Consider the following 21939-nt stretch of genomic DNA (forward strand, 5'->3'; position numbering starts at 1 on the left):
GCGCGTCAGATGCCGGTGCCCGGCGAGGTCGCCGAGGCATCGTCGGTGGTGGCCGGCTTCCCGCCGAGGTACAGCGCCGCGAGCGTGGGGTCCGCGAGCAGCTCCGGCGCGGGACCGGAGATGTGCACCCGCCCGAGGTCGAGGACGCAGCCGATGTCGGCGGTCTCCAAGGCCCGGCGTGCGTTCTGCTCCACGAGCAGAACGGCGGTGCCGGCGTCCCGCATGCGGGCGACCTGCTCGAAGACCTTCGCCGTCGTCTTCGGGTCGAGACCCATCGACGGCTCGTCGAGGAGCACGACCTTGGGGCTCACCATGAGCGAGCGGGCGAATTCGACCTGCTTCTGCTGTCCGCCGGAGAGGAGCCCGGCCAGCTGCTTCCACCGCTCCCCCACGATGGGAAAGAGGTTCTGCACGAATTCGACGCGCTCCTGCACCACCTTCTGGTCCTTGACCGTGAAGGCGCCGAGCATGACGTTCTCGCCGACGGTCATCTCGCGGAACACGCTGTGTCCCTGCAGGACGTGGGCGAGCCCGTTCTCCAGCATCCGCTGCGGCCCGTGCCCGGTGACGTCCTGCCCATCGATGCGGATGCTGCCCGAACGCGGCTTCAGCATCCCGCTGGCGACCTTCAGCACGGTGGATTTTCCGGCCCCGTTGGGCCCGACGAGGCAGACGACGGACGCGGGCGGGACGACGACGGTGAGGCCTCGGAGGACCAGTGCCGCGCGACCGTATCCGGCCTCGATGTCTCGCAGTTCCAGCAGGTTCGTCGACTCAGACTCCAAGGTATGCCTCCAGAACTCGTGGATCCTGCTGAATGATCTCGGGGGTGCCCTCGGCGATCGGACGGCCGCGGTCGAACACGACGACGTGATCGCAGAGGCTCATGACCATCTCCATGTTGTGTTCGACGATGATGAACGTCTTGCCCTCATCGTTGAGCTCCCGCACCAGGGTGGCGATGCGCCCGATGAGTGCGGGGTTCACGCCACCGGCCGGCTCGTCGAGCATGATCGTGTCGGGTTCGCCCATGAGGACCCCCGCCAGCTCGAGCAGCTTCTGCTGGCCGTAGCTGAGGTTGCGGGCCTCGGCGTGCTCGAGGTGATCGATGCCGACCCGGCGCAGCCAGCCTCGTGCTCGCTCGAGTTCATCCGGGTCGTTCGCCGAGCGGAGCTGCTGGCGGATGCTCGTGCTGCGCACGGCCACCAGCAGGTTCTCCATCACCGTCATCCGCGGGAAGACGCGGCACAGCTGGAAGCTGCGTCCGATCCCCGTGCGCGCGATCCGGTCGGGTGACTGCCGAGTGATGCTGCGGCCGCGGTATCTGACCTCGCCGGAGTCGGGTTTGATCATGCCGGTGACGCAGTTGAAGAAGGTCGTCTTGCCCGAGCCGTTCGGCCCGATCAGTCCGTTGACCTTCCCCTCCTGGAATGTCACCGATGCTGCGTCCACGGCGGTGACGCCGCCGAAGGACTTGGTCATCTCTACCGTGCTCAGGCTGTCCTGCAGCACGGTGCCGTGTGCGGTGCGAGCATTCATGATGTCGTCTCCTCTCCGGACGCGTTCGTGCGTCGTGGGGACTCCTGGGCGGCGCTTCGGACGGCGTTCTGTTCGAGCAGCTCTCCCGCCGTGACCTCCCGGATGGAGGCCGCATTCGACGACCGTGTGAACAGGCCTTTCACCGCCGGGATGATGCCGTCCGGCATGAAGAGGACGACGACTCCGAGCAGGATTCCGGTGGCGATGAGGTGGAACTGCGTGTCGCCGAACTCGAGCTTGAAGTACTCGAGTGCGACGCCGACCACGACCGCACCCAGCAGCGGACCGAAGAGGTTGCGCACTCCGCCGAGCAGGGCCATGAGCACCATGTACGAGCCGATGAGGATGGAGAACTGGAAGATCGGATCCAGGTCGCCGAACCACAACGCGTAGAGTCCGCCGCCGAGCGATACGAACAGCGCCGAGAGGATGTACGCGATGAGCTTGTACCGGGTGGTCGGGACGCCGAGGGACTGCGCCTTGTCCTCGTCCTCGCGGATGGACTTCAGTGCGGTGCCGAATTTGGACCGGTCGATGATCCACCAGACGACCAGCGCGAAGACCAGGAGAGCCACGAACAGGTAGTAGAAGACGCGGTGGTGCTCGGGACGCAGCATGTCGGGGAACGGACGCGGGACGTTCAGTCCCTCGGAGCCGCCGGTGACGTCGCGCCAGCTCTGGAAGACCAGCAGCATGATCAGGACGAAGGCGATCGACACGATCACGAACGACGCACCGCGCACCCGCAGCGCCGCGATGCCGATGGGGATCGCGATGACGGCGACGAGGATCGCGGCGACGATCCACGCGACGAATCCGGGGAGCGCCAGGTACTTGATCAGGAGCGCGGTGCCGTAGGCGCCGAGTCCGAAGTAGGCGGCGTGACCGAGGGAGATGTATCCCGTGAAGCCGCCCATGAAGTTCCACCCCGTCGACAGCACGGCGTAGTTGAGGATCACGACCCCGGCGGACAGGATGTACGGGTTCGGTGCGATGGTGGGGAAAGAGAGCACCAGCACCGCTCCGACGATCAGGAGCGCGATGGTCACCCACTTCGCTGCGGGCCGCCTGCGAGGTGCGGGCGGCGCGATCACCACCGTCTCGGTGGCGATCGGCTCTCTGCTAGAAACGCTGGGCAAGACGACCTCCGAAGAATCCTTGCGGGCGGAACATGAGCGTCGCGAACAGTGCGACGTAGAAGACCGTCTGCGCCCAGGTCGGTCCCAACGGAAGTTGCAGCAGGCTCTGTGCGATCCCGAGGACGAGAGCCGCGATGGCGGCACCGGGGATGCTGCCGAGTCCGCCGACGACGATGATCGCCATCAGCGGGCCGATCCAGTGCCAGTGCAGCGAGGGGTAGATCGTGGCGTCGAGCGAGAGCGCAGTGCCGCCGATCGCCGCCGTCGCGAGCCCCAGGCCGAACCCGTAGCCGGCGACGCGGTCGGTGTTGATGCCGACGAGTCGCGCAGCCTCGGGATGCTGGATGGTCGCGCGGAGGGCCTGTCCGAACCTCGTGTACTTCAGGAGGACGAAGAGCCCCGCGAGAGCGAGAGCGGCCAGTCCGAACGCGATCAGCTTCACGACCGGCACCTGGGCACCGAAGAAGTTCAGGCTCTCACTCGCGTACGGCAGAGGGATGCGGCGTTGGGTGCCGGTGAACAGGAAGCCGAGCGTCCCCTCGATCACCAGCGCCACGGCGAAGGTGAGCAGCACCGACATCATGGTCAGCGTGAGTGGCTTCAGCCTCGACACCAGCAGCCGCTGCATCAGGACGCCGGTCACGAAGAACAGCGGCACCGTGACGATGAGCGACACCAGGGGGTCGATGCCCGTCTGCTGGTTGAACCACCAGGCCAGATAGGCCGCCAGGATGAGGAAGGCGGAGTGCGCGATCATCACGACGCGCATGATTCCGAAGTAGAGGGTGAGCCCGGCCGCCAGGAGGGCGTAGAGCCCTCCCAGCAGGATGCCGAGGATCAGACTTTGCAGCAGCAGTGCTCCACTCACGATGTGCGGATCACCACGCCGGCTTCGGGAAGAGGAAGTCGGCTTCCTTGACGTCCTCGGGGAGGACGATCAGAATCTCGCCGTCGATCCACTGCTGCATGAGGTGCGCGCCCGTGGGCTTGCCGGTCTCATCCCAGCTGAGCGGTCCGACCACGGTCTCGACCTCGTTGTCGCGCAGCCAATCGATGAGCTCCTGCTGGCACTCACCCTGCTCGGCGCAGCCGACGGCCTCGACCGCCGCCGCCACGACCTGACCGGTGGTGTAGGCGTTCGCCTCGTCCTCCGACGGCGGATTGCCGTGCATCTCGGTGTACTTCTCGACGAACTCGACGTTGCTGGGGAACTCGGACTTGGGCGAGTAGCCCGTGGGGGCGAGGATGCCCTCGGTCGCGCCGCCGATCGCTGCCGCGAACTCCGGGTTCGTGGGTGCGGTCGAGAAGGCGGCGAGCTCGGGCTGATAGTCGAGCTGCTGGAGGGCGATGATCAGGTTGACCGCATCCTGATACTGGGTGCCGCCGATCACGATGTCCGCGTCCGACTGCGCGATCTTCGCCGCGATGGTGGAGAAGTCGGTGGTGTTCGGCGGGTAGACCTCGTTGACGAGGATCTCGACCCCCGCCTCCTCGAGCTTGTCGCGGAGGCCGTAGGCGGTTCCCTGTGCGAACGGGTCGTCCATCGCGGCGACGGCCGCCGTCTCGGGACGCTCGCCCTCGGGGAGAGCGAGAAGGTAGTCGGCGAGGTTGTTGTAGTGGTCGTTCGCGATGGCGGGTGCGGCGTAGAAGAGGTTGTCGAATCCCTGTTCGAAGACCTCTTCGGCGGCTCCGGCCGGCTCGACGAACAGCATCCCGTACTCCTGCGCGACGCGGGCGGACGGCACCACCAGTCGGGTCGAGAAGGGGCCGAACACCAGATCGACGCCGTCTTGTGCGATCAGCGACTCGTAATCCGAGACGACCCGATCGGCGTTCGACTGGTCGTCGAGGATCTTCAGTTCGACCTGGCGGCCGAGAAGCCCCCCGTTTTCGTTGACGATGTCGCGCCAGGCCTCATAGCCTCGCTCGACACCCTTGCCCGGTTCGGAGAAGTCGCCGGTGAGCGGAAGCGAGATGCCGATGACGATGGGGTCGTCGGTGCCACCCCCTTCTGCCTCGCCGGCGGTTCCGGAACAGGCCGTAACCGTGAGTGCGGCGATCGATACCAATCCGATCGCCGCGGCAATCCGTCGACCGTGTCGGGGTGCAGTCATCCGAGTCTCCTACGTCATCGTAGCGAAAGCGCTTTCGTAAGCGCTTCCGCCACTATAGTTGCGCTAAGGAACGAGAGCAACCCTCAACGCCATCCGCGTCGATTTTGCTCGCAGGGGGAGGTTTCGTGAAGCGTGAAGGTGCGCCGCGACTCATCGACGTGGCCGAGGCCGCAGGCGTGTCCCTGGCCAGCGCATCGCGGGCGATCACCGGGGGCTCTGGCATATCCCCCGAAGTGGCCGCACACGTCCGTCGCATCGCGCAGCAGCTCGGATACGAACCGAACATGCATGCGCGCGGGCTCGCCGGCGGCCTGGTGCCCACGATCGGCCTCGTCGTCCATGAGATCGGCGACCCCTACTTCGCCGACATCGCCAGCGGGGTGATCCGCAGCGCGACGCTCGAGAACAGGTCGGTCCAGATCGCCCAGGCCGAGCGGACCCCCGGGAGCGAGCTCACGCAGGTCAAGGCACTGCTTCGCCAGCGAATCGGCTCGATCATCATCGCGGGCTCCGGCTACGCCGACGCGAGCAATGAGAAGGGGATGGCCGACGCTCTCGTGGAGTTCACGATGGCGGGCGGGCGGGCGGCCGTGATCGGTCGCCACCACCTTCCCGTCGACTCGGTGCTGCCCGACAACCACCGCGCCGGCGCCTCGGTCGGAAAGCACCTGGCTCAACTCGGACACCGCCGCATCGGCGTCGTCGCGGGCCCGCTCGAACTCAACACCGTCTCCGACCGCATCGCGGGACTGCGCGAAGGCACGAGCGATGCCGACGTGGAGTTGACCGTGGTGTCGCAGGCGTTCACCCGCGAGGGCGGCATCGCCGGAGCGCGCGAGCTGCTCGACCGCGACCTCACCGCCATCGTCGGCCTCAACGACGCGATGGCGATCGGCATCTTGAGCGAACTGCGTCAGCACGGCATCCGCGTGCCGGAGGACGTCTCCGTCGTCGGATTCGACGACATCGCCGTCGCGGCGGATGTCGCTCCGGCGCTCACCACGGCACGCATCCCCATGTTCGACATGGGCCAGCACGCCGTCTCGCTCATCCTCCGCCCCGCGAGCGACGAGGCGCGGACGATCGAGACCACGCACGAGCTCATCGTGCGGCAATCCTCCGGTCCGCCCCGCCCCGCTCGCTGAGCCAGCCCCCCTCGGTCGTTGAGCGGACCCGCCACTCGCTCGTTGAGCGAGCGAAGCGAGACGAAACGCCCCACCCCTCCGTCGTTGAGCGGCGTTTCGTCTCGTCGCCGTGCTCCTCGCTCGACGACCGCGGGGGGTCCTCGCTGCGCTCCTCGCTCAACGACCGAGAAGCGGCCGGGATGTCCCTGGTGCGTGCGACGATCTCCTCGACGACGGGAGGCGCGATGCACGGAGAAGCCACCGTGCTGCACGCCGACCTCGATGCGTTCTACGCCTCGGTCGAGCAGCGCGATTCGCCGGCGCTGCGAGGCAGACCCGTCATCGTCGGCGGTGGAGTCGTCCTGGCGGCGAGCTACGAGGCGAAAGCCCGCGGAGTGCGCACCGCGATGGGTGGGCGTCAGGCACTTCGGCTGTGCCCGGACGCGGTCGTCGTCCCGCCGCGGATGGATGCTTACTCCCAGGCCAGCCGCGATGTGTTCGCCATCTTCCGTGACACGACACCACTGGTCGAGGGCCTGTCGATCGACGAAGCCTTCCTCGAGGTCGGCGGTCTGCGACGACTCGCGGGCACGCCTGAGGAGGTGGCGATGCGGTTGCGCGAGCGAGTGCGCACCGATGTCGGGCTCGCGATCTCGGTCGGAGTCGCGCGCACCAAGTTCCTCGCCAAGGTCGCGAGCGCGGTGAGCAAACCCGACGGCCTGCTCGTGGTGGCGCCCGAGCGCGAAGAAGCGTTCCTGCTGCCCCTGCCCGTCGAGCGCCTCTGGGGCGTGGGGGCCGTGACAGCCGAAAAGCTTCACGGGCTCGGCATCCGCACCGTCGGTCAGCTCGCGGAACTCGAAGCGGCGACCGCCGAACGCATCCTGGGCAAGGCGGTGGGCGGGCACCTGCACGCGCTCGCCCGCCTGCGCGACCCGCGCCCGGTCGACACGACGCGCCGCCGCGGGTCCATCGGGTCGCAGCGCGCTCTCGGAAGCAGACCGCGGTCGGTCGACGAGCTCGACCTCATCCTCACGCAGATCGTCGATCGGCTGGCGAAGCGGCTGCGCGACGGTGGCCGAGTCTGCCGCACCGTGGTGCTACGGCTCCGCTACGGTGACTTCTCGAAAGCGACAAGGTCGCGCACCGTTCGCATGCCGACGGATCGCACGGAAGTCCTTCTCGGGATGGCGCGGATGCTGCTCGCTGCCGCACAGGCCGAGATCACGGAGCGTGGGATCACCCTCATCGGCATCTCCCTCTCGCATCTCGATCGCGCCGATCAGGTGCAGCCCGAACTTCCGATCGACTGGGATGACGACGGGGAACGCATCGACACGGTGCTCGATGCCGTACGCGATCGTTTCGGTTCGGCATCCGTCGCCCGCGCGGCTCAACTCGGGCGCGACCCAGGCTGGTCCTCCCCCGTGCTGCCCGAGCACGAGTGACCGCGACGGTCCTTCGGACCCTCAGCGGATCAGTCGATCCAGCAGCTCGAACGTGTCGAAAGGTTGGTCGTGATCGCCGAAGTGACCGTCGTTGCGAATGATCTGGGTGCCGCCGAGATGGTCGAACATCAGCCGCCCCTGGTCGGCGTCGCAGCCGTACGGGTCGACGACGGAGTTGAGGAAGACGAAGTCACCGCCGAGGGCACGGATGCGGCCCCAGTCGTACTCTTTCTGCAACACCGGCTCATCGGAGTCGCCGAGTTGCGTCGCATATCCGGCGACCAGGACGGTCTGGGCGATCGGGGCCTGGAGGTTCTCCACGAGCGCGAGCAGCAATGCGGCGCCGCCGGAGTGTCCGATAAGCACCGTCTCGGCGTCGAAGTCGTGGGCGGAGAGCACCGTCGGCAGGAACTCTGCGATCGGCTCGACGTTGATGCCGGGGTGGTGCGGACGCTCGACGCGGTAGCCCCGTCCGGTCAGCGTGCGGTCAAGCCACGGGTACCACACCGCGTCAGGATTCCCGCCGGTGCCGTGGAAGATGATCGCGTTCTTGGTCATCGCCTGATCGTAACCGCCTGGAGCGGTCTGCACTGATGTGCCCTTGCGGCTTCTATACCGGTACAGTACCGTGGCCTCTGTACCGATACAGAAAGGGTAGGACGATGGAACATATGGTGATCGCAGTCCTCGACGAGACGAATCGTCGCGCATCTTCGCGGACGCACTCTCTGCAAGAAGCGCGCAGACGTCAGGCGCTGTCCGACCGCACGAGGCACTATGCCACCCAACGTCGACGGGCGACCCGCGACCGCATCCGAATCGCCTTCGCTGCAGCGCTCCGGCGCGCAGCGCGTGCCATCGAACCTGCTGCGCCCTGTGCGTGCCCTTCGCCCGCCCAGGTCACCTGAAAGGCAGGGCACAATGGACCAGGGAGGTGCGATGGCACGCGTCACGCTGCAGACGGTCGCCGACGAGGTCGGTGTGAGCCGGATGACGGTGTCGAACGCATTCTCCCGCCCCGACCAGCTCTCCGCCGAGCTCCGCGAGCGGATCCTGAAGACGGCCGAGAGGCTGAACTACTCAGGTCCGGATCCCTCCGCTCGCGCGCTGGCGCGCGGGCGCACCGGGGTGATCGGCATGCTGCTCACGGAATCGCCCCGCGATGCATTCACCGATGATGTCGCGGTGGGGTTCGTCGGTGCGGTGGCGGGCGAGCTGGCCGATGCCGGGTACTCACTCGTCCTGCTGCACACGGAGTCGCGCAGTGGTGTCGTGCCTGTCCGCGATGTCGCGATGGATGCCGCGATCATCTTCTCCTGCACGCCTCGCAGCGCCGAGGTCTCGATGTTGCTCGAGCGACAGATCCCCTTGGTTTCGGTCGAAGGAACACCGATCGAGGGTGTCCCGCTGGTGCAGATCGACGATGAGGGCGGTGCGTACGCCGCCGCCAAGCACATCGCGGAGCTCGGGCATGCGGACGTCGTGCTCGTCGTCACCACGGTCGATGTCGACGATGAGCTCCTCGAGCCGTCCCATATCGCCGAAGCGGAGCCGACCATCGCGGGTCGCCTGACGGGATGGGGCCGGGCACTGACGGAGGCTGGCCTCCGCCCGCGTGTCGTCGGCACTCCCACATCGACCATCGACGACACGCTGCGGGCGCGGATGGGGCGGATGCTCGATCATCCGCCGAGCGCCGTGCTCACGTTCTCCGACCTCGCCGCGATCGAGGTCATCGATCAGGCCGCCGCGCGCGGCATCTCCGTGCCGGACGACCTGTCGGTCGCCGGCTTCGACGACAACCCGTTGGCGGCACGCGTGTCTCCCGCGCTGACGACCGTGCGTCAGGACACTCACGGCAAAGGCGTCGCCGCGGCGAGCGTTCTGCTCGCCCTGCTCGACGGCCGAGAAGCCCCCGCGCGGCAGTCGCTCCCCACGGAGCTCGTCGTCCGCGATTCGACGCGTGGTCGTCTCGCCGCGAGCTTGCACTCGCCTCGGCTCGCTGACTGAGCATCCGGGCAGCGCCGCAACCACATCGACGGCGCGTTGACAACCCCCTGGCTGCCCGACGCATCACGCGGAAACCTGGCGACATGGCACACCCCGACGACATCAAACAACCGCTTGACCACCTGCCTCCGCTCGACGAGCGCGATAAAGCGATCGAGATCGAAGAGCCGAACTACCCGACCTCGGAGCCTCCGACCGGGACCACGCACGCGTCGCCCGACACGGCTGCCGAGCCGGACAAGCCGAATCGTCACGGCGTCGACAAGCTCCCGCCGACCTCCCGTTGAGCCCGACCCCGCCGTTGTGCACGGTCGCGACGGCGAGCGACGGACCCAGCACTGGCCGTGGCTCTGCGTCCTTCCCGTTTACCAACTGTCGGGCGCCGAGGCAAGGGGCGTGTCAAGGGATCTGCAGTGTTCTAGAACGGAGATATGCAGACGATCATGTACGCCGGAGACGAATATCTGACCGGAGACGAGATCGCCTACGCGCTCTTGAACTACAGTCGCGCTCTGGGGGAAGAGAATCACGCGCAGGTGGTCGAGATTCCGGTTCGCGAAGAAGACGGCTCGATAGCCAGGGCGAAGTTCCTGATCGGGCCGGCAAGCCAGATCGTCGCGAAGTCCACCCCTGGTCACGGCCCCGAGCTCGAAGATGAGGAACTGGTCCGGCAGCTGAAGGAGTTGACGCGCAACGTGGAGTCTCCGAGAAGCCTGCCGATGGAGGCTCCTGAAAACCCGACGCCCGACGTCGACTGAGGCGCCGCCGCGGCGCCCGTCTGCCTACACCGTCTCGTCGTCGAACCGACGGCGTGCGTCCTCGATCAGAGGCATCTGTGTGTCCGCCCATTCGAGGATCGCGTCGATCGGACCCCTGAGAGTCTTTCCCAGCGGCGTGATCCGGTATTCGACGGCGATCGGGCGCGTGCCGACGACCTCCCGCTCGACGATGCCGTTGCGCTCGAGGCGCCGCAGGGTCGCGGTCAGAGATTTCTGGGTGACGGCGGGGATAGCGCGCCGGAGTGGGCTGAATCGCAGAGGCCGCACGCACAGCTCGTTCAATACTGCGAGCGACCACTTGTCGAGCACTTGATCGAGCAGCTCCCTGTGCGCAGCAGCGATGGCGAGTTCGCGAAAATCGTCTGTGGTGGTATCCGTCACGCCCCCTAGTCTCGTTGAAGTTCCCGCGGGATACCAGGTAGTCATGAGGTACTCACCTATTCGAGGAGCAGCCATGACCGTTCATCTTTCTTCCCCCGCCGCGCTGATGCAGGGCGTCCCGTACCACCACGTCGCGGTCGCGACCGGCACCCGGCACGTCCACGTCTCGGGGCAGATCTCTCGACTCGCCGACGGCGCGCACGTCGCTTCGGACGATCTTGCCGGCCAGGTGGCGCAGGCGCTGCGCAACACCCATGCCGGATTAGCGAGCGCGGACGCGAGTTTCGACGACGTCGTGCGCCTGACCTTCTACGTCACCGGCTGGAGCCCTGAGAAGATCGGGGACTTCATGGCCGGAGTGGACTCCGTGGCGGCGGAGGTCGGACTTCCGCTCCCGATGCCGCCGGCATCTCTGATCGGCGTCGACTATCTCTTCGAGCCCGACGTTCTCGTCGAGGTGGAAGCCACGGCCGTCACGGACTGAGGCCGCGACGCCCGGGCCGAGCGGGCTACGAGTGGGCGCGGCCCGCCCGACGGACGCAAGACCGACTTCGACCAGCGGTTTCGTCACTGCTCCCAAAAGGGTCGGGCGCGGGCCGCGAGCTCAGGCACCATGCTCGCGTCGATGGTCACACGCGTCTCGGCGATGCCGAGTGCCGGCGATTGCATGACCAGCTCGATCGCCCCGGCCGGCGGAAGGGGCCACAACCACAGGTGGTCCGCCGAGGAGTACGTGCTCCCTCCTCCGCCGCCTCCTTGCTCCCGACGGCTGAGGGTGTGCCCATCGGGTTCGACCATCGGGTCGACGCCGCCGAACCACGGGGACGGGTCGGTCACGACCTTCTCGCCGTCTGCGAGCACGGCGCCGAATCGCAGTCGACCGGCCACGTCGACGAGGCCCCCTTGCGACATGTACCCCATGAAAGTCCCGCACAGCTGGTTCCACTCGGTCAGGGGGAGGCCGTTTCGGCGGAGGCGCCGCTCCACCCGGAGCTGGACGCCCTCGCGGTAGACGTCGATGCCGACGAGCGCGAGCGCGAGGTGCTCCGGGCGCGACCGGACCGCCGAACCCATTCACGTAGTGCTTCCGTCTGCGAGTCCGTAGTGTTCAACCATGGATGAGACGAGAGTCCCCGAAGTCACTCGCGGCTATCGCGTGGTCGCCTGGATCGTCGCCGTGCTCATCGGCGCAGCTGTCGGCGTCGGACTGGGACTTCTCACGCAGCAGGTCTGGACCGGCATCATCGGAGGCGCGGCCGCCGTTGCGCTGATCGGTCTCTCCATCGTCTTCGCCGCTCGCCGAGAGGGTCGAGGAACCATCGAGGGCGCCCCGCCGTGGACCGGCGACGCGGGCGTACGACACCACGGCGGCGGATCGCTCTGACGTCGGGGAACCGTCAGCTCGGTTTCGTGATGTCGTCGGCGTTGTCGATGATCCATCCGAGCAGAGGGAGCATGACCTCCATCAGCTCCCGCCCGCGAGGGGTGAGGCTGTACTCGACCTGCGGGGGAACCGTCGAGAACGACTCGCGCGAGACCAGCCCATCGGCGGTGAGTGTTCTCAGAGTCACCGAGAGCATCTTCTCGCTGATGCCTTCGACCTCACGGCGCAACTCGCCCCAGCGTTTCGTCTCGTCGGAGAGCGCGTAGAGAACGAGTACTCCCCAGCGGCTCATCACGTGATCGAGCACAGATCGCAGAGGGCAGTCCGCGGTGAAGACTCCGGACCGAGTTGCACGCAATTCCGCAAAACTAACCGTCACGTATGCACCCTACCAAAAAGTGGGTACCCGCCGCCTGGAATGCGGGTCGAGCAGATGACCTTGAGTCCAGGGAAGCACTTGAAAGGAGCCTCATGACAATCCTCGTCACCGCCGCCAGCGGCAACCTCGGTCATCTCATCATCCGCGCCCTCATCGCCCGCGGCACGGCACCAGCGCAAATCGTCGCGGGTGCCCGCACACCCGGCAAGGCAGCCGATCTCGCCGACCTCGGAGTACGTGTCGTCCCGTTCGACTACGACCAGCCCGACACCCTCGCGGCCGGGCTCCAGGGCGTCGAGCGGCTCGTCCTCGTCTCCGGCCCCGAGGTCGGAAACCGCGCGGCGCAGCATCAGAATGTCATCGACGCTGCGAAGAACGCAGGGGTGAGCGCGCTCGCCTACACGAGCGTCTACCAGGCGACGACGAGTCCGCTGCCCCTCGCCGGGGAGCACGCGGCGACGGAGCACGCGCTGGCCGAGGCCGGGATCCCCCACGTGCTGCTTCGCAACGGGTGGTACATCGAGAACTACGAACCCGAGATCGAGCGCGCCCGCCGATCCGGCATGATCGCGGCCGCCGTCGGCGATGGCCGCGTCGCTGCCGCAGCACGGGTCGACTACGCCGAGGCTGCCGCTATCGCGATCGCTGACGACACTTATCTCGGCCGCACGCTCGAGCTCGTCGGAGACCATGCGTTCTCCTACCGGGAACTCGCGTCCGCGATCGGTGTTCTCCTGGGCACTGACGTGACCTACCAGCCTTTGACGAGCGAGCAGCTGGTAAATGCCCTCCGCGACGCAGGTCTCGACGAGGGAACCGCAGGTTTCGTCGCCGGACTCGACGCCGGGATCGCCGCCGGTGCGCTCGACTCGACGGATCGCACTCTGGCGGGGATCCTCGGTCGACCGACCACCTCGCTGATCGACGGACTCCGCGCCGCCGTCTAGTTCAACGCCGACGTCCTGCGGCCGTCGAGGAATCGTTCTCGTCCTGTGCGGGTGGGTCGCCAGGCCGTCTCCGATAGCGGCATCGTCATCTCCACGCGCCCACTCAGGCGATCAGTGTCAGGAACAGCCGGACGGAGAGGGCCAGCACGGCGAGCAGGCCGATCACCCCGGCGGCGTTCTGCCACCAGGCGTTGCGCATGTCCCCCATGAGCTTCACGCGGTTGGCCATGATGATGATCAGCGCCGCAAGCACCGGGGCGACGAACACGGTGAGGGCCTGGGCGATGACGATCAGCTGCACGGGCGACTGCTGGAACGTGATCGTGACCAGGATGCCGAAGGCGAGGATGCCGGCGCTGACGAGCTTTGCCGTGATCGAGCTGGACGATGCTCCGCGGCCGAGACTGTCGGAGAGCATGGTTCCTCCGGCCGTGGCGTTGGCGATCATGGACGAGAACGCGGCACCGAAGAAGCCGACCGCGAAGACAGTCGAGCCGACGGGGCCGGCCAGCGGTTCGAAGATCCCGGCGAGGGCGACGATGGTCGGTGCGGCCTCACCGGTGCGCCCCAGCACGGATGCCGCGACCACGATGACCAGCGCGGTCATGATTCCGGGGGCGACGATGCCTGGAATGGTGTCGACGATCGTGACGTCCCGGTAGTCGGCCTCGGTGCGGCCCCGTTCTTTCGTGCCGTAGGCCGTGTAGAAGGCGGCGTTGATGGAGAAGTTGGTGCCGACGAGCGCGACGATCAGCAGCCATGCGCCGCCAGGGAAAGTCGGAAGCAGTCCGACGCCTGCGGCGGCCCAGTCGGGGTTGGAGATGAACGCCGAGGCGATGAAGGCGATCGACATCAAGGCCACGGCGACGACGAGCACCTTCTCGACGACGCGGTAGACATTGCGCAGCAGCAGGAGCGCTGCGACGGCCGCGGTGCAGATGACCGTCCACATGATGGGGCTGCCGCCGAAGAGCATCGACAGTCCGAGCCCGGCCCCGACCGCATTGCCGACCGAGAAGCAGAGCGTGATGAGGAAGACGCCGATGCCGGCCAGCACACCCACCCATCCTCCGAGATGCTCCTTGATCGACGAGATGAGCGATGCGGGCGACTTGATGCCGAGCCGCACCGCCATGTCGGTGAGGAAGATCATGAGAATCGTCGAGACCACGATCACCCAGATCAGGGCGTACTGGTAGCCGCTGCCGGCCTGGACCGCAGTCGTGAGATTGCCGGGTCCGAACTGCCAGGCGCCGGCGACGAACGCCGGACCGATGAGGGCCATGTGCTGCCAGAACGGGCGCCGCTGCTTGCGTGAGGTGACGATGTTCTTCATCGTCTCAGTGGAGACCCTCCCGTAGCCAGTGCCGGGTGTGGTGGAGGCGTGTCGGGCCGTGGTTCGGTCGTTCATGATCGTGTCCTTCGAGTCGTCGTTGACTGCAGGGTGTCGCCCACTCGGGCGCGGGAGCAGAGGGGGCGGGGCGGCCTTGAGCCGCCCCGCCTCGGTCGTCAGGCGGGGACGGCGACCTTGCCGAGTTCCGCCAGCGCAAAGGCGTCCGCGATCTCGGATTCCGCTCCGTCTGGGAGGGGAAGGAGCGGGGTCCGCACGGTGGCGTGATCCAGGATGCCGCGCTGCACGAGGCCCCACTTCAGCGCGACGGTGCCCTCCATGTGCGAGCCACGGTGGTAGACGTTCTGGGTCACCGGCAGCAGGCGTTCGTGGATGGCGTGCGCTGCCTCGTAGTCGCGCGCCTTGCCTGCCGCGATGAGTTCGATGAGGGGCTCCGGGGCGACGTTGCCGTAGCCGACGAGCAGCCCGTCGACGTCGAACATCGTCGGGAGCAGGTACTCGTCGTGGCACGACAGGATCTGCAGCTCGGGGTATGCGGCGCGCAGCGCAGGGATCTCGGTGTACCAGCGGCGCATGTTCCGTACGCCGTTCTTCGTGGCGAACACGCCCTCTTGCCCGGCGATCTCGAGCTGGGTGTCGAGGTCGTAGGTGGCCTTGGTGTTGTCCGGGTACTGGAAGAGAATGAGCGGCAGGCCGGACTCCTCGTGGATCTCGCGGTAGCGGGACTGCGGGGCACCCTGCTGGTAGCCGAAGCGCAGCCAGCCGTGCGAGGGGTAAACGAGTCCGGCAGCGGCCCCGGCCTCGACGGCGGCCCTCGCCTCGAGAGCGGCCGTCTTGTTGCCCTCCTTGGTGATGCCGGCGATCACCGGGATGCGGCCGTCGGTCGACGCCACGAATGCCCGGATGACGTCGAGCTGCTCTTCCTCAGTGAGGAAGGTGCCCTCCCCGGCGTGGCCGAGGACGACGAGACTCTTGACGCCGTCGATGGATCCGAGCCAGGAGCCGAGGCGTTGGATCGCGTCGTAGTCGACGGCGCCGTCCTCGGTGAACGGGGTGACGGGGGCGGGGTTGAGGCCGCGGAGGTCGAGGGTCATGATCGGTCCTTTCCTTGGAGCTTCTTTGCTGCAGCTTCTCGGCTTCGAGAGGGTGGGAACGTTCGCGGGAACGTTTGCAGGAACGATTGCAAGTATTATCGAAGAAGCCGGGGCTGTCAACACCCCGGTTGTCCGAGATCAAGGGGGATGCCGTGGAGCCGGAACGACACGTCGTCACACTCAAGGACGTGGCCGCAGCGTCCGGAGTCAGCATCTCCACCGTCAGCCGCGTGCTCGACGATCGCACTCCCCCGTCACGTTCCTCCACCGCCGAGAAGGTCCGCCGTGTCGCCGACGAACTCGGCTACCGTCGCAACATGTTCGCTTCGGGGCTGCGCCGCGGAGCCACCGGGACCATCGGCGTCCTCGTCCCCCGCCTCACCGACCACGTCATGGCGCTGATGTTCGAAGCCGTCGAGCGCACCGCCCGCGCTCGCGGCGCGTTCGCTGTGGTGGCCACGTGCGGTGACGACCCGGTGGAGGAGCGCCGGGCGACAGAGACGCTCCTCGACCGGAACGTGGATGGTCTCGTACTCGCGACCGCGCGACTCGACGACACGCTTCCGGCGTCTCTCCGCGAGCGTGGAGTGCCGCACGCCCTTGTGCTCCGCACCGATGGGGTCAGCCCTTCAGCGCTCGGCGACGATGAGGCAGGCGGGTATTTCGCCGCCCGGCACCTCGTCGACCTCGGACATCGCGACATTGCCGTCATCACGGGGCCGTGGTTCACCTCAAGTGCCCGGGACCGCCTCGCCGGTGCGCGCCGCGCACTCGCTGAAGGCGGCATCGACCTTCCTGACGCGCGGGTGATCTCCACCGGCTACGGCATCGAGTCGGGTCACATCGCAGGGCGCATGCTTCTCGCCGAAGCCGCATCTCGTCCGACCGCGATCTTCGCGGCAAACGACAATCTCGCGATCGGAGTCGTCGCGGCAGCATCCGCCGCCGGCCTGACCGTGGGACGAGACCTCTCGGTCGTGGGGTACAACGACATCCCGCTCGCGGCCATGCTGCCCGTGCCGCTGACATCGGTTCGCACAGCGTTCGACCAGATCGCGGCCAGTGCACTCGACCTGCTGGAAGGGCCGGCGGAGTCGCTCACCCGAGCACTGCCCACCCTCATCCCGCGGTCATCCACAGCCGCGCTGCGAGGCTGATCCTCGCCGCCGTCGCACGGGCCGCCCTGCGACGGCAACGGCTGGGCAGAGCGTTCACGAACACGTCGCTGCGGCCCGGTAGGGTGCGCGGGTGACAGCTGATCGTTGGCAGGCGCTCGGATTCGGCGCGGCAGTGCACGTCCTGCGCTTCGGCGTGATCATGGGAGCCCTCGCGTTCGCGCCGCTTCTGGGAATCTCGGGCTGGTACCTGGGACTGTTCGCCAACCTCGCCTGCGTCTTGTTCGCCGTCGTGCTGGTGACCGTGCGTGGCCTGTGGCGCGTTTCCGGTCTGTTCTCGGCGTGGCGAGGGAGGACCGCTGCATTGCTCCTCGTCCCGTTCATCATCGAGGTGCTGCTGTGGGTGGTGCCCAACGGTCTCGTCGAGCGACCGCCCGGGTTCGGGCTCTGGGCCCTCACGCTGTTGCTCGTCGGTGTGAACGAAGAACTCATCAGCCGTGTCGTCGTTTTGGAGCGGATGCGGCGCTCCTTCGCTCCCGCCAGTGCCGTCGCGCTCACCGGCGCCCTCTTCGGCCTGCAGCACCTCTCCGCCTTCGCGACGACCGGCCGCGGAGTTGACGACGTGCTCCTCAACGTTCTCGTCTCCGCGTGCTACGGCATCGGCTTGGCGGCCTTCCAGTACCGATTCCGCTGGGTGCTTCCGCTGATCCTCATCCACGCGGCCACGGATTTCACGACGATCCTCTCCGCGAATCCCCTGCCAGACCCGGTGGTCGCGATCACATGCCTGGCGTTCCTCGCGACCGCGGCTGTGATCCTGCGCCCTCTCGTCAGTAAGAAGCTGGCCGGGGCGCCGCGCCTGGCGTGACGGCCCGCGAGAAGTACGGTCATACGCGCGAGGTGGGCTCCGGCGGCTGATCGAAGAACAGGTCACAGAGCGGCGCGAGGGTCGCATCCGGGAACTTCGCCTGGCGCGGAGCCGCTCAGGCCTCGGTCGACCGGGGCAACACCGTGAGCACACGCTGGATGTGATCACGGAACTCCTGCATGTAGTCCCGCAGGAACTTCTCCGTCCCGGGGTTCGTCACCGAGCCGTCCGCAGAGTAGTCCTCCCCTGCGAACTGGATGTATGCCTCGGGAGCAGTCATCTGGCGCGCGTTGCAGAAGCTGAGCACTCCTCGCAGGCTCTGCTGCGCGACAGCCGTGCCGATCGAGCCGACCGATGCGCCGATGACCGCAGCAGGAATGTGGTCGAAGGAGTTCTGTCCCCATGGTCTCGAAGCCCAGTCGATCGCATTCTTGAGCCCGCCGGGTATCGAGCGGTTGTACTCCGGGGTGACGAACATCACCGCATCCGCCGACGCGATCGCCTCCTTCAAAGCCACGGCGACCGCGGGATAGTCCTCGTCGTAGTCCTGGCTGTACAGCGGAAGGTCTCGGATCGGGATCTCGAAGAACTCGAGATCATCGGGGGCGAGCCCGATGAGCGCCGTCGCGAGGGTGCGGTTGATCGAAGTCGATGAGAGGCTTCCGACGAAGTAGCCGACGCTGTATGCCATGACAGATCCTCATTTCCGGTGACGGTGACGGTGACGGTGACAGTGAGATCAGTCTCGTCCGAGCGCGCTGTCGAGTCCAGTCCCCGGCGACACGAGCGTGACGCGCCGTCTACGGAATCCGCTCCCGTGGGTTACCGCAGCGATCGGAAGAAGGTCCGTATGTCGCCGACCAAGAGATCGGGAACTTCCATGGCCGGGAAGTGACCGCCTCGATCGAACTCCGACCAGTGCACGACGTTGTCGTCGCGCTCGGCGATGGTTCGGATGCCGAAGTCGCCGGGGAACACGGCGACTCCCGAGGGCACTTCCGACCGTGCCGTCTGCTGCCCCCAGGCCGCCCTGCCCTCACGGTACAGCCGTGCCGACGAGGTGGCGGTGCCCGTGAACCAGTAGACACTGATGTTCGTGAGCAGCGCATCGCGATCGACGGCCTCCTCGAGTGACGCAGCACGAGGATCGGTCCACTCCTGGAAACGGTCCACGATCCACGCCAGTTGCGCGGCCGGCGAGTCGGAGAGGCCGACGCCTACCGTCTGGGGTCTCGTGGACTGCACGATTGCATAGCCCGACCCCTCCTCCATCTGCCGCTGCAGGGCGCCGAGGCGAGCTCGTTCCGGCTCTGTCATGCGCGCGAACTCCTCCGGGTCCCCCGATGGGAACCCGAGGCCGCCGTTGACGTGCACGCCGACGACCCGCTCGGCGTCGAATCGCCCGAGCAGGGGCGAGATCACCGCACCGGAGTCGGTGCCCTGGGCGCCATATCGTTCGTAGCCGAGTCGGTGCATGAGTTCCGCCCACGCGTGAGCGATGCGCGCCATGTTCCAGCCGGCCTCGCGCGTCGGCCCGGAGAACCCGAACCCGGGCAATGACGGGATGACGACATGGAACGCATCAGCCGGATCTCCGCCGTGGGCAGCAGGAGCGGTGAGAGGTCCGATCACATCCATGAACTCCACGATCGATCCCGGCCATCCATGCGTCAGGATCAGTGGCATGGCATCCGGTTCGGGCGATCGCACGTGAAGGAAGTGGATGTTCTGCCCGTCGATCGTCGTGGTGAACTGCGGGAACTCATTGAGTGCCGTCTCGTGTCGCCGCCAGTCGTACGTCGTGCGCCAGTACTCGGCCAACCCGCGCAAGTAGCTCGAGGGCGTGCCGTAGCCCCACCCCACGCCCTCCAGCTCGTCAGGCCAGCGAGTCCTCGCCAACCGATCATTCAGATCGTCGAGGGCCGACTGCGGGATATCGACGTGGAACGGGCGGATTCCGATGCTCTGTGTGGCCATGGTCATGACACTACGAAGCATTCAGGACAGGTCCTGTCCTGAATGAGACGCGGTCAGAACCCGTCGGCTTCGGAGGTTCGAGAATAGCGACTCACCCACAGCCCGGGAACCGGCTCGAAATCCGATTCGTGCAGGAAACCGAGGGACTCGTACAGCGCGCGAGCGGGTACATTGTCACGCCCGGTCGACACGACCGTCCGGGGGGCGAGGGACATGACCTCCCTCACCAAGGCGGCACCGAGGCCTTGTCGGTGATGTGACGGACTGATCATGAGACGGTCGAGGTCGACCACTTCCTGGTCGAGCGCGTATCCCACTGCACCCGAGATCAGGTGGCCGTCGAATGAGGCGATCCATTCCAAGCCAGACGAGAGCAAGTCCGACTCCGTCTCATGCAGCGGCGGAATACGGCTGTCACCGATCAGTTCCGCTTCGACGGCATATGCACTGTGCTGAATCGCGAGCAGCTCGGAGGCGTGATCGCGGACTTCTTCCGCTGTCAATCTGCGCATGCACATGGTCCAGTACTCCGGTAGCGGTGTCATCTCTTACGCGAACAGGCGATGACGGTAACCTTCGGCGACCGCTGAGGCGCGGTCCCGGAGGCCGAGTTTGTCATAGATGTACTGCCGGTGCGTCCTCACATTGTCTCCGCTTCGTCAAGGGGTTCCGGCGCCGTCGTCGTCCGTCTTACCGTTTCGGTATGGCTATCGAAGTGAACCGACCTGCCCTGAAGCACGCTCGTTCGCTCGTCCGCGACGGCAAGGTCGTCAGAGACGAGCGTGACGACTGGTCCGAGGCGGCGCCCAGCGCCGAAGAAGAGAACGAGTTCATCGAGGAGCACGGGTGGACTCAGTTCTCGCACTGGCACCTCGGCGTCGACAGGAGCGTGAATCCCGAGACGAAACAGGCCTACAGCTTTCCCTTCGGCGACTTTCGCAAGGTGCGTCGCTCGGGTGTCATCTCGGCGGAGAGCCGCGCCGGACAGTATGACCACACCGAGATCAGGGATGAGCTGCGCAAGCTTCTCGAACTCATCGACTCCTCGGATGACTGACTCACGGTGCCCGCTTCGGTGAACACACCGTTGCGCGTCGAACCGATCTCGGCGCCCTGAGAAGATGAATGACATGATCACCGTTCACCTGCGCTACGAGATCGACCCGGACAAGCTCGACGACTTCACCGAATACGGACGCACATGGATCCGACTGGTGGCGAAGCACGGGGGAAACCACCACGGCTATTTCCTGCCGAGCGAGGGCGACAGCGACGAAGCATTCGCACTGTTCACGTTCCCTTCCCTGGCTGAGTACGAGCGGTACCGCATGGCGTCGAAGACCGATCCCGAATGCGTGGAGGCGTTCGCACTGGCGCGCCGGACCCAGTGCATCCGCCGTTACGAGCGCCGCTTCCTCAGCCCCGTCTTCTCCGCAGACGACGGCGGAGACTTCACGCTTTGATGAGTGCGGTCTGCGGCTTGTCGAGATAGCTTTTCCAGGTGCCGGAGCCGCGTTGGGCGTCGGGGCCGGCGAGGTTGTCGCCGGCTCGATATGCACGACCGATGCCGCCCGGCAGGCGGATAGGGAGGCGTCCGCGTCGCAGGCCTGCACCCGTGGCGTCTCGGAACGCGGAGACCAGCTGGGTGACGTCGAGCACCTCGGGGCCTGCGAGATCAGCAACGCGCCCCGCCGGCGCGCCGAGCGCGAGCTCAGCGAGACGTGCCGCGACCTCGTCACCGTCGACCGGTTCGAAGCGCAGTCCTCCGGGAACCGGGAGGATCGGCATCCGTGCCATGCTGCGGGCGACGGGAAGGACGAAGTCGTGCAGCTGGGCTGCACGCAGAACCGTCCACGGCACCCCCGACTCGGCGATCGCCTGTTCGGCCGCGGCCTTCGCCCGGAAATACCCGATCGGCATCCGGTCGGCGCCGATCACCGAGATGAGCACAAGGTGCTTCACTCCCGCCTCGCGAGCGCCCCTTGCGAGGTTCCGTGCCGCGATGTCGTCGCCCTTGGCCCCGCCGGCCAGGTGCAGGACGACGTCGACGCCGTCCAGTGCTGCGGCGAGTCCGTCCCCGGCTACCGTGTCCGCCACGACATGCTGGATCGCGGGAACGTCGGGGCGCGCATGCCGCGACACGATGCGGATGTCTCGACCAGCCGCACGCAGGAGCGGGACGACGCGGCTGCCGATGTTTCCTGTGCCGCCAGTCACGAGCAGCGGTGCGTTCATGGTGATGTTCCTCTCATGTCACAACCGAGGGTTTTCCCTCGTCGACATATTGACGAAC

27 protein-coding genes are annotated in these 21939 nt (G+C 66.8%); 12 read left to right on the forward strand and 15 right to left on the reverse strand.

Annotated features, from left to right (window positions below; translation table 11 throughout):
* Positions 1–5: 5 nt before the first annotated feature.
* Genes D7252_RS02230 through D7252_RS02250 form a run of 5 tightly spaced genes read right to left on the reverse strand, consistent with a single transcriptional unit; the run spans position 6 to position 4792 of the window.
* Entirely contained in the window at positions 6–785 is a 780-nt protein-coding gene (locus D7252_RS02230; RefSeq protein WP_183055142.1) for an ABC transporter ATP-binding protein, read from the reverse strand.
* Positions 775–1539: an ABC transporter ATP-binding protein gene (locus D7252_RS02235; RefSeq protein WP_183055143.1), complete on the reverse strand. Its 765-nt coding sequence runs from the start codon at positions 1537–1539 to the stop codon at positions 775–777. Before D7252_RS02235 ends, D7252_RS02230 begins: the two co-directional genes overlap by 11 nt.
* Complete coding sequence (locus tag D7252_RS02240; RefSeq protein ID WP_251050574.1) at positions 1536–2678, reverse strand: branched-chain amino acid ABC transporter permease; 1143 nt, start codon at positions 2676–2678, stop codon at positions 1536–1538. The genes D7252_RS02235 and D7252_RS02240 overlap by 4 nt, the downstream gene beginning before the upstream one ends.
* On the reverse strand, positions 2662–3546 hold the full coding sequence (locus D7252_RS02245; protein ID WP_120773906.1) for a branched-chain amino acid ABC transporter permease: 885 nt from the start codon (positions 3544–3546) through the stop codon (positions 2662–2664). Before D7252_RS02245 ends, D7252_RS02240 begins: the two co-directional genes overlap by 17 nt.
* A 10-nt stretch (positions 3547–3556) precedes the next feature.
* The gene (locus tag D7252_RS02250) at positions 3557–4792 is read right to left on the reverse strand and encodes an amino acid ABC transporter substrate-binding protein (RefSeq protein WP_120773907.1); all 1236 of its coding nucleotides are present in this window, start codon (positions 4790–4792) and stop codon (positions 3557–3559) included.
* A 125-nt stretch (positions 4793–4917) separates the two neighbouring features.
* Here D7252_RS02250 and D7252_RS02255 point away from each other — a divergent pair, with 125 nt between their 5' ends.
* Together D7252_RS02255 and dinB are read left to right on the forward strand one after the other, a co-directional pair.
* Entirely contained in the window at positions 4918–5937 is a 1020-nt protein-coding gene (locus D7252_RS02255) for a LacI family DNA-binding transcriptional regulator (RefSeq protein ID WP_120776751.1), read from the forward strand.
* Between the two features lie 224 nt (positions 5938–6161).
* Positions 6162–7361 carry a DNA polymerase IV gene (dinB, locus tag D7252_RS02260; protein WP_120776752.1) on the forward strand — a complete coding sequence of 400 codons (1200 nt, stop codon included), beginning with the start codon at positions 6162–6164 and terminating at the stop codon, positions 7359–7361.
* Positions 7362–7382: 21 nt separating this feature from the next.
* Here dinB and D7252_RS02265 read toward each other — a convergent pair whose 3' ends face one another.
* Positions 7383–7919: an alpha/beta hydrolase gene (locus tag D7252_RS02265; protein WP_120773908.1), complete on the reverse strand. Its 537-nt coding sequence runs from the start codon at positions 7917–7919 to the stop codon at positions 7383–7385.
* A 381-nt stretch (positions 7920–8300) separates the two neighbouring features.
* Here D7252_RS02265 and D7252_RS02275 point away from each other — a divergent pair, with 381 nt between their 5' ends.
* The 3 genes from D7252_RS02275 to D7252_RS02285 all read left to right on the forward strand — a co-directional run bounded on the left by D7252_RS02275 (position 8301) and on the right by D7252_RS02285 (position 10129).
* Positions 8301–9371, forward strand: a complete 1071-nt coding sequence (locus D7252_RS02275; protein ID WP_120773910.1) for a LacI family DNA-binding transcriptional regulator — start codon at positions 8301–8303, stop codon at positions 9369–9371.
* Positions 9372–9454: 83 nt separating this feature from the next.
* A complete protein-coding gene (locus tag D7252_RS02280) occupies positions 9455–9658 on the forward strand; it encodes a hypothetical protein (protein ID WP_120773911.1) in 204 nt (67 codons plus the stop codon).
* Positions 9659–9802: 144 nt separating this feature from the next.
* On the forward strand, positions 9803–10129 hold the full coding sequence (locus D7252_RS02285; protein ID WP_120773912.1) for a hypothetical protein: 327 nt from the start codon (positions 9803–9805) through the stop codon (positions 10127–10129).
* 24 nt (positions 10130–10153) lie between these two features.
* Here D7252_RS02285 and D7252_RS02290 read toward each other — a convergent pair whose 3' ends face one another.
* Positions 10154–10531 carry a helix-turn-helix domain-containing protein gene (locus D7252_RS02290; protein WP_259461033.1) on the reverse strand — a complete coding sequence of 126 codons (378 nt, stop codon included), beginning with the start codon at positions 10529–10531 and terminating at the stop codon, positions 10154–10156.
* Between the two features lie 73 nt (positions 10532–10604).
* On the opposite strand from D7252_RS02290, the gene D7252_RS02295 reads away from it, so the two are divergent.
* The gene (locus D7252_RS02295; RefSeq protein ID WP_120773914.1) at positions 10605–11015 is read left to right on the forward strand and encodes a RidA family protein; all 411 of its coding nucleotides are present in this window, start codon (positions 10605–10607) and stop codon (positions 11013–11015) included.
* 83 nt (positions 11016–11098) lie between these two features.
* Here the strand turns inward: D7252_RS02295 and D7252_RS02300 are convergent, their stop codons facing one another.
* Complete coding sequence (locus D7252_RS02300) at positions 11099–11605, reverse strand: hypothetical protein (protein ID WP_120773915.1); 507 nt, start codon at positions 11603–11605, stop codon at positions 11099–11101.
* Between the two features lie 40 nt (positions 11606–11645).
* On the opposite strand from D7252_RS02300, the gene D7252_RS02305 reads away from it, so the two are divergent.
* Positions 11646–11915, forward strand: a complete 270-nt coding sequence (locus D7252_RS02305) for a hypothetical protein (protein WP_120773916.1) — start codon at positions 11646–11648, stop codon at positions 11913–11915.
* A gap of 13 nt (positions 11916–11928) precedes the next feature.
* On the opposite strand, the gene D7252_RS02310 is transcribed toward D7252_RS02305, so the two are convergent.
* Positions 11929–12294 (reverse strand): helix-turn-helix domain-containing protein, encoded by a 366-nt coding sequence (locus D7252_RS02310; protein ID WP_120773917.1) that lies wholly within the window; start codon positions 12292–12294, stop codon positions 11929–11931.
* 92 nt (positions 12295–12386) lie between these two features.
* Between D7252_RS02310 and D7252_RS02315 the strand changes: the two genes are divergently transcribed.
* Complete coding sequence (locus D7252_RS02315) at positions 12387–13241, forward strand: SDR family oxidoreductase (RefSeq protein WP_120773918.1); 855 nt, start codon at positions 12387–12389, stop codon at positions 13239–13241.
* A gap of 103 nt (positions 13242–13344) precedes the next feature.
* Here D7252_RS02315 and D7252_RS02320 read toward each other — a convergent pair whose 3' ends face one another.
* Positions 13345–14652 carry an Nramp family divalent metal transporter gene (locus tag D7252_RS02320; RefSeq protein WP_215110889.1) on the reverse strand — a complete coding sequence of 436 codons (1308 nt, stop codon included), beginning with the start codon at positions 14650–14652 and terminating at the stop codon, positions 13345–13347.
* A gap of 98 nt (positions 14653–14750) precedes the next feature.
* Positions 14751–15686, reverse strand: a complete 936-nt coding sequence (locus D7252_RS02325; protein ID WP_183055144.1) for a dihydrodipicolinate synthase family protein — start codon at positions 15684–15686, stop codon at positions 14751–14753.
* Positions 15687–15814: 128 nt separating this feature from the next.
* On the opposite strand from D7252_RS02325, the gene D7252_RS02330 reads away from it, so the two are divergent.
* Positions 15815–16843: a LacI family DNA-binding transcriptional regulator gene (locus D7252_RS02330; protein WP_120773920.1), complete on the forward strand. Its 1029-nt coding sequence runs from the start codon at positions 15815–15817 to the stop codon at positions 16841–16843.
* A 91-nt stretch (positions 16844–16934) separates the two neighbouring features.
* Positions 16935–17669, forward strand: a complete 735-nt coding sequence (locus D7252_RS02335) for a CPBP family intramembrane glutamic endopeptidase (protein WP_120773921.1) — start codon at positions 16935–16937, stop codon at positions 17667–17669.
* Positions 17670–17784: 115 nt separating this feature from the next.
* Here D7252_RS02335 and D7252_RS02340 read toward each other — a convergent pair whose 3' ends face one another.
* The 3 genes from D7252_RS02340 to D7252_RS02350 all read right to left on the reverse strand — a co-directional run bounded on the left by D7252_RS02340 (position 17785) and on the right by D7252_RS02350 (position 20158).
* The gene (locus D7252_RS02340) at positions 17785–18360 is read right to left on the reverse strand and encodes an NADPH-dependent FMN reductase (RefSeq protein WP_120773922.1); all 576 of its coding nucleotides are present in this window, start codon (positions 18358–18360) and stop codon (positions 17785–17787) included.
* A 131-nt stretch (positions 18361–18491) separates the two neighbouring features.
* Positions 18492–19646, reverse strand: coding sequence for an epoxide hydrolase family protein (locus D7252_RS02345; protein ID WP_251050576.1), 1155 nt, complete (start codon positions 19644–19646; stop codon positions 18492–18494).
* A gap of 53 nt (positions 19647–19699) precedes the next feature.
* Positions 19700–20158 (reverse strand): GNAT family N-acetyltransferase, encoded by a 459-nt coding sequence (locus D7252_RS02350; protein WP_183055145.1) that lies wholly within the window; start codon positions 20156–20158, stop codon positions 19700–19702.
* Positions 20159–20349: 191 nt separating this feature from the next.
* Here D7252_RS02350 and D7252_RS02360 point away from each other — a divergent pair, with 191 nt between their 5' ends.
* Positions 20350–20703 (forward strand): hypothetical protein, encoded by a 354-nt coding sequence (locus D7252_RS02360; protein ID WP_120773925.1) that lies wholly within the window; start codon positions 20350–20352, stop codon positions 20701–20703.
* 73 nt (positions 20704–20776) lie between these two features.
* Positions 20777–21109, forward strand: a complete 333-nt coding sequence (locus D7252_RS02365; protein WP_120773926.1) for an NIPSNAP family protein — start codon at positions 20777–20779, stop codon at positions 21107–21109.
* Here the strand turns inward: D7252_RS02365 and D7252_RS02370 are convergent.
* Positions 21099–21881: an SDR family oxidoreductase gene (locus tag D7252_RS02370; protein ID WP_120773927.1), complete on the reverse strand. Its 783-nt coding sequence runs from the start codon at positions 21879–21881 to the stop codon at positions 21099–21101. The two genes, D7252_RS02365 and D7252_RS02370, sit on opposite strands and share 11 nt — an antisense overlap.
* Between the last annotated feature and the right edge of the window lie 58 nt (positions 21882–21939).

This window comes from Microbacterium sp. CGR2, assembly GCF_003626735.1.
Classification (GTDB): Bacteria; Actinomycetota; Actinomycetes; order Actinomycetales; family Microbacteriaceae; genus Microbacterium.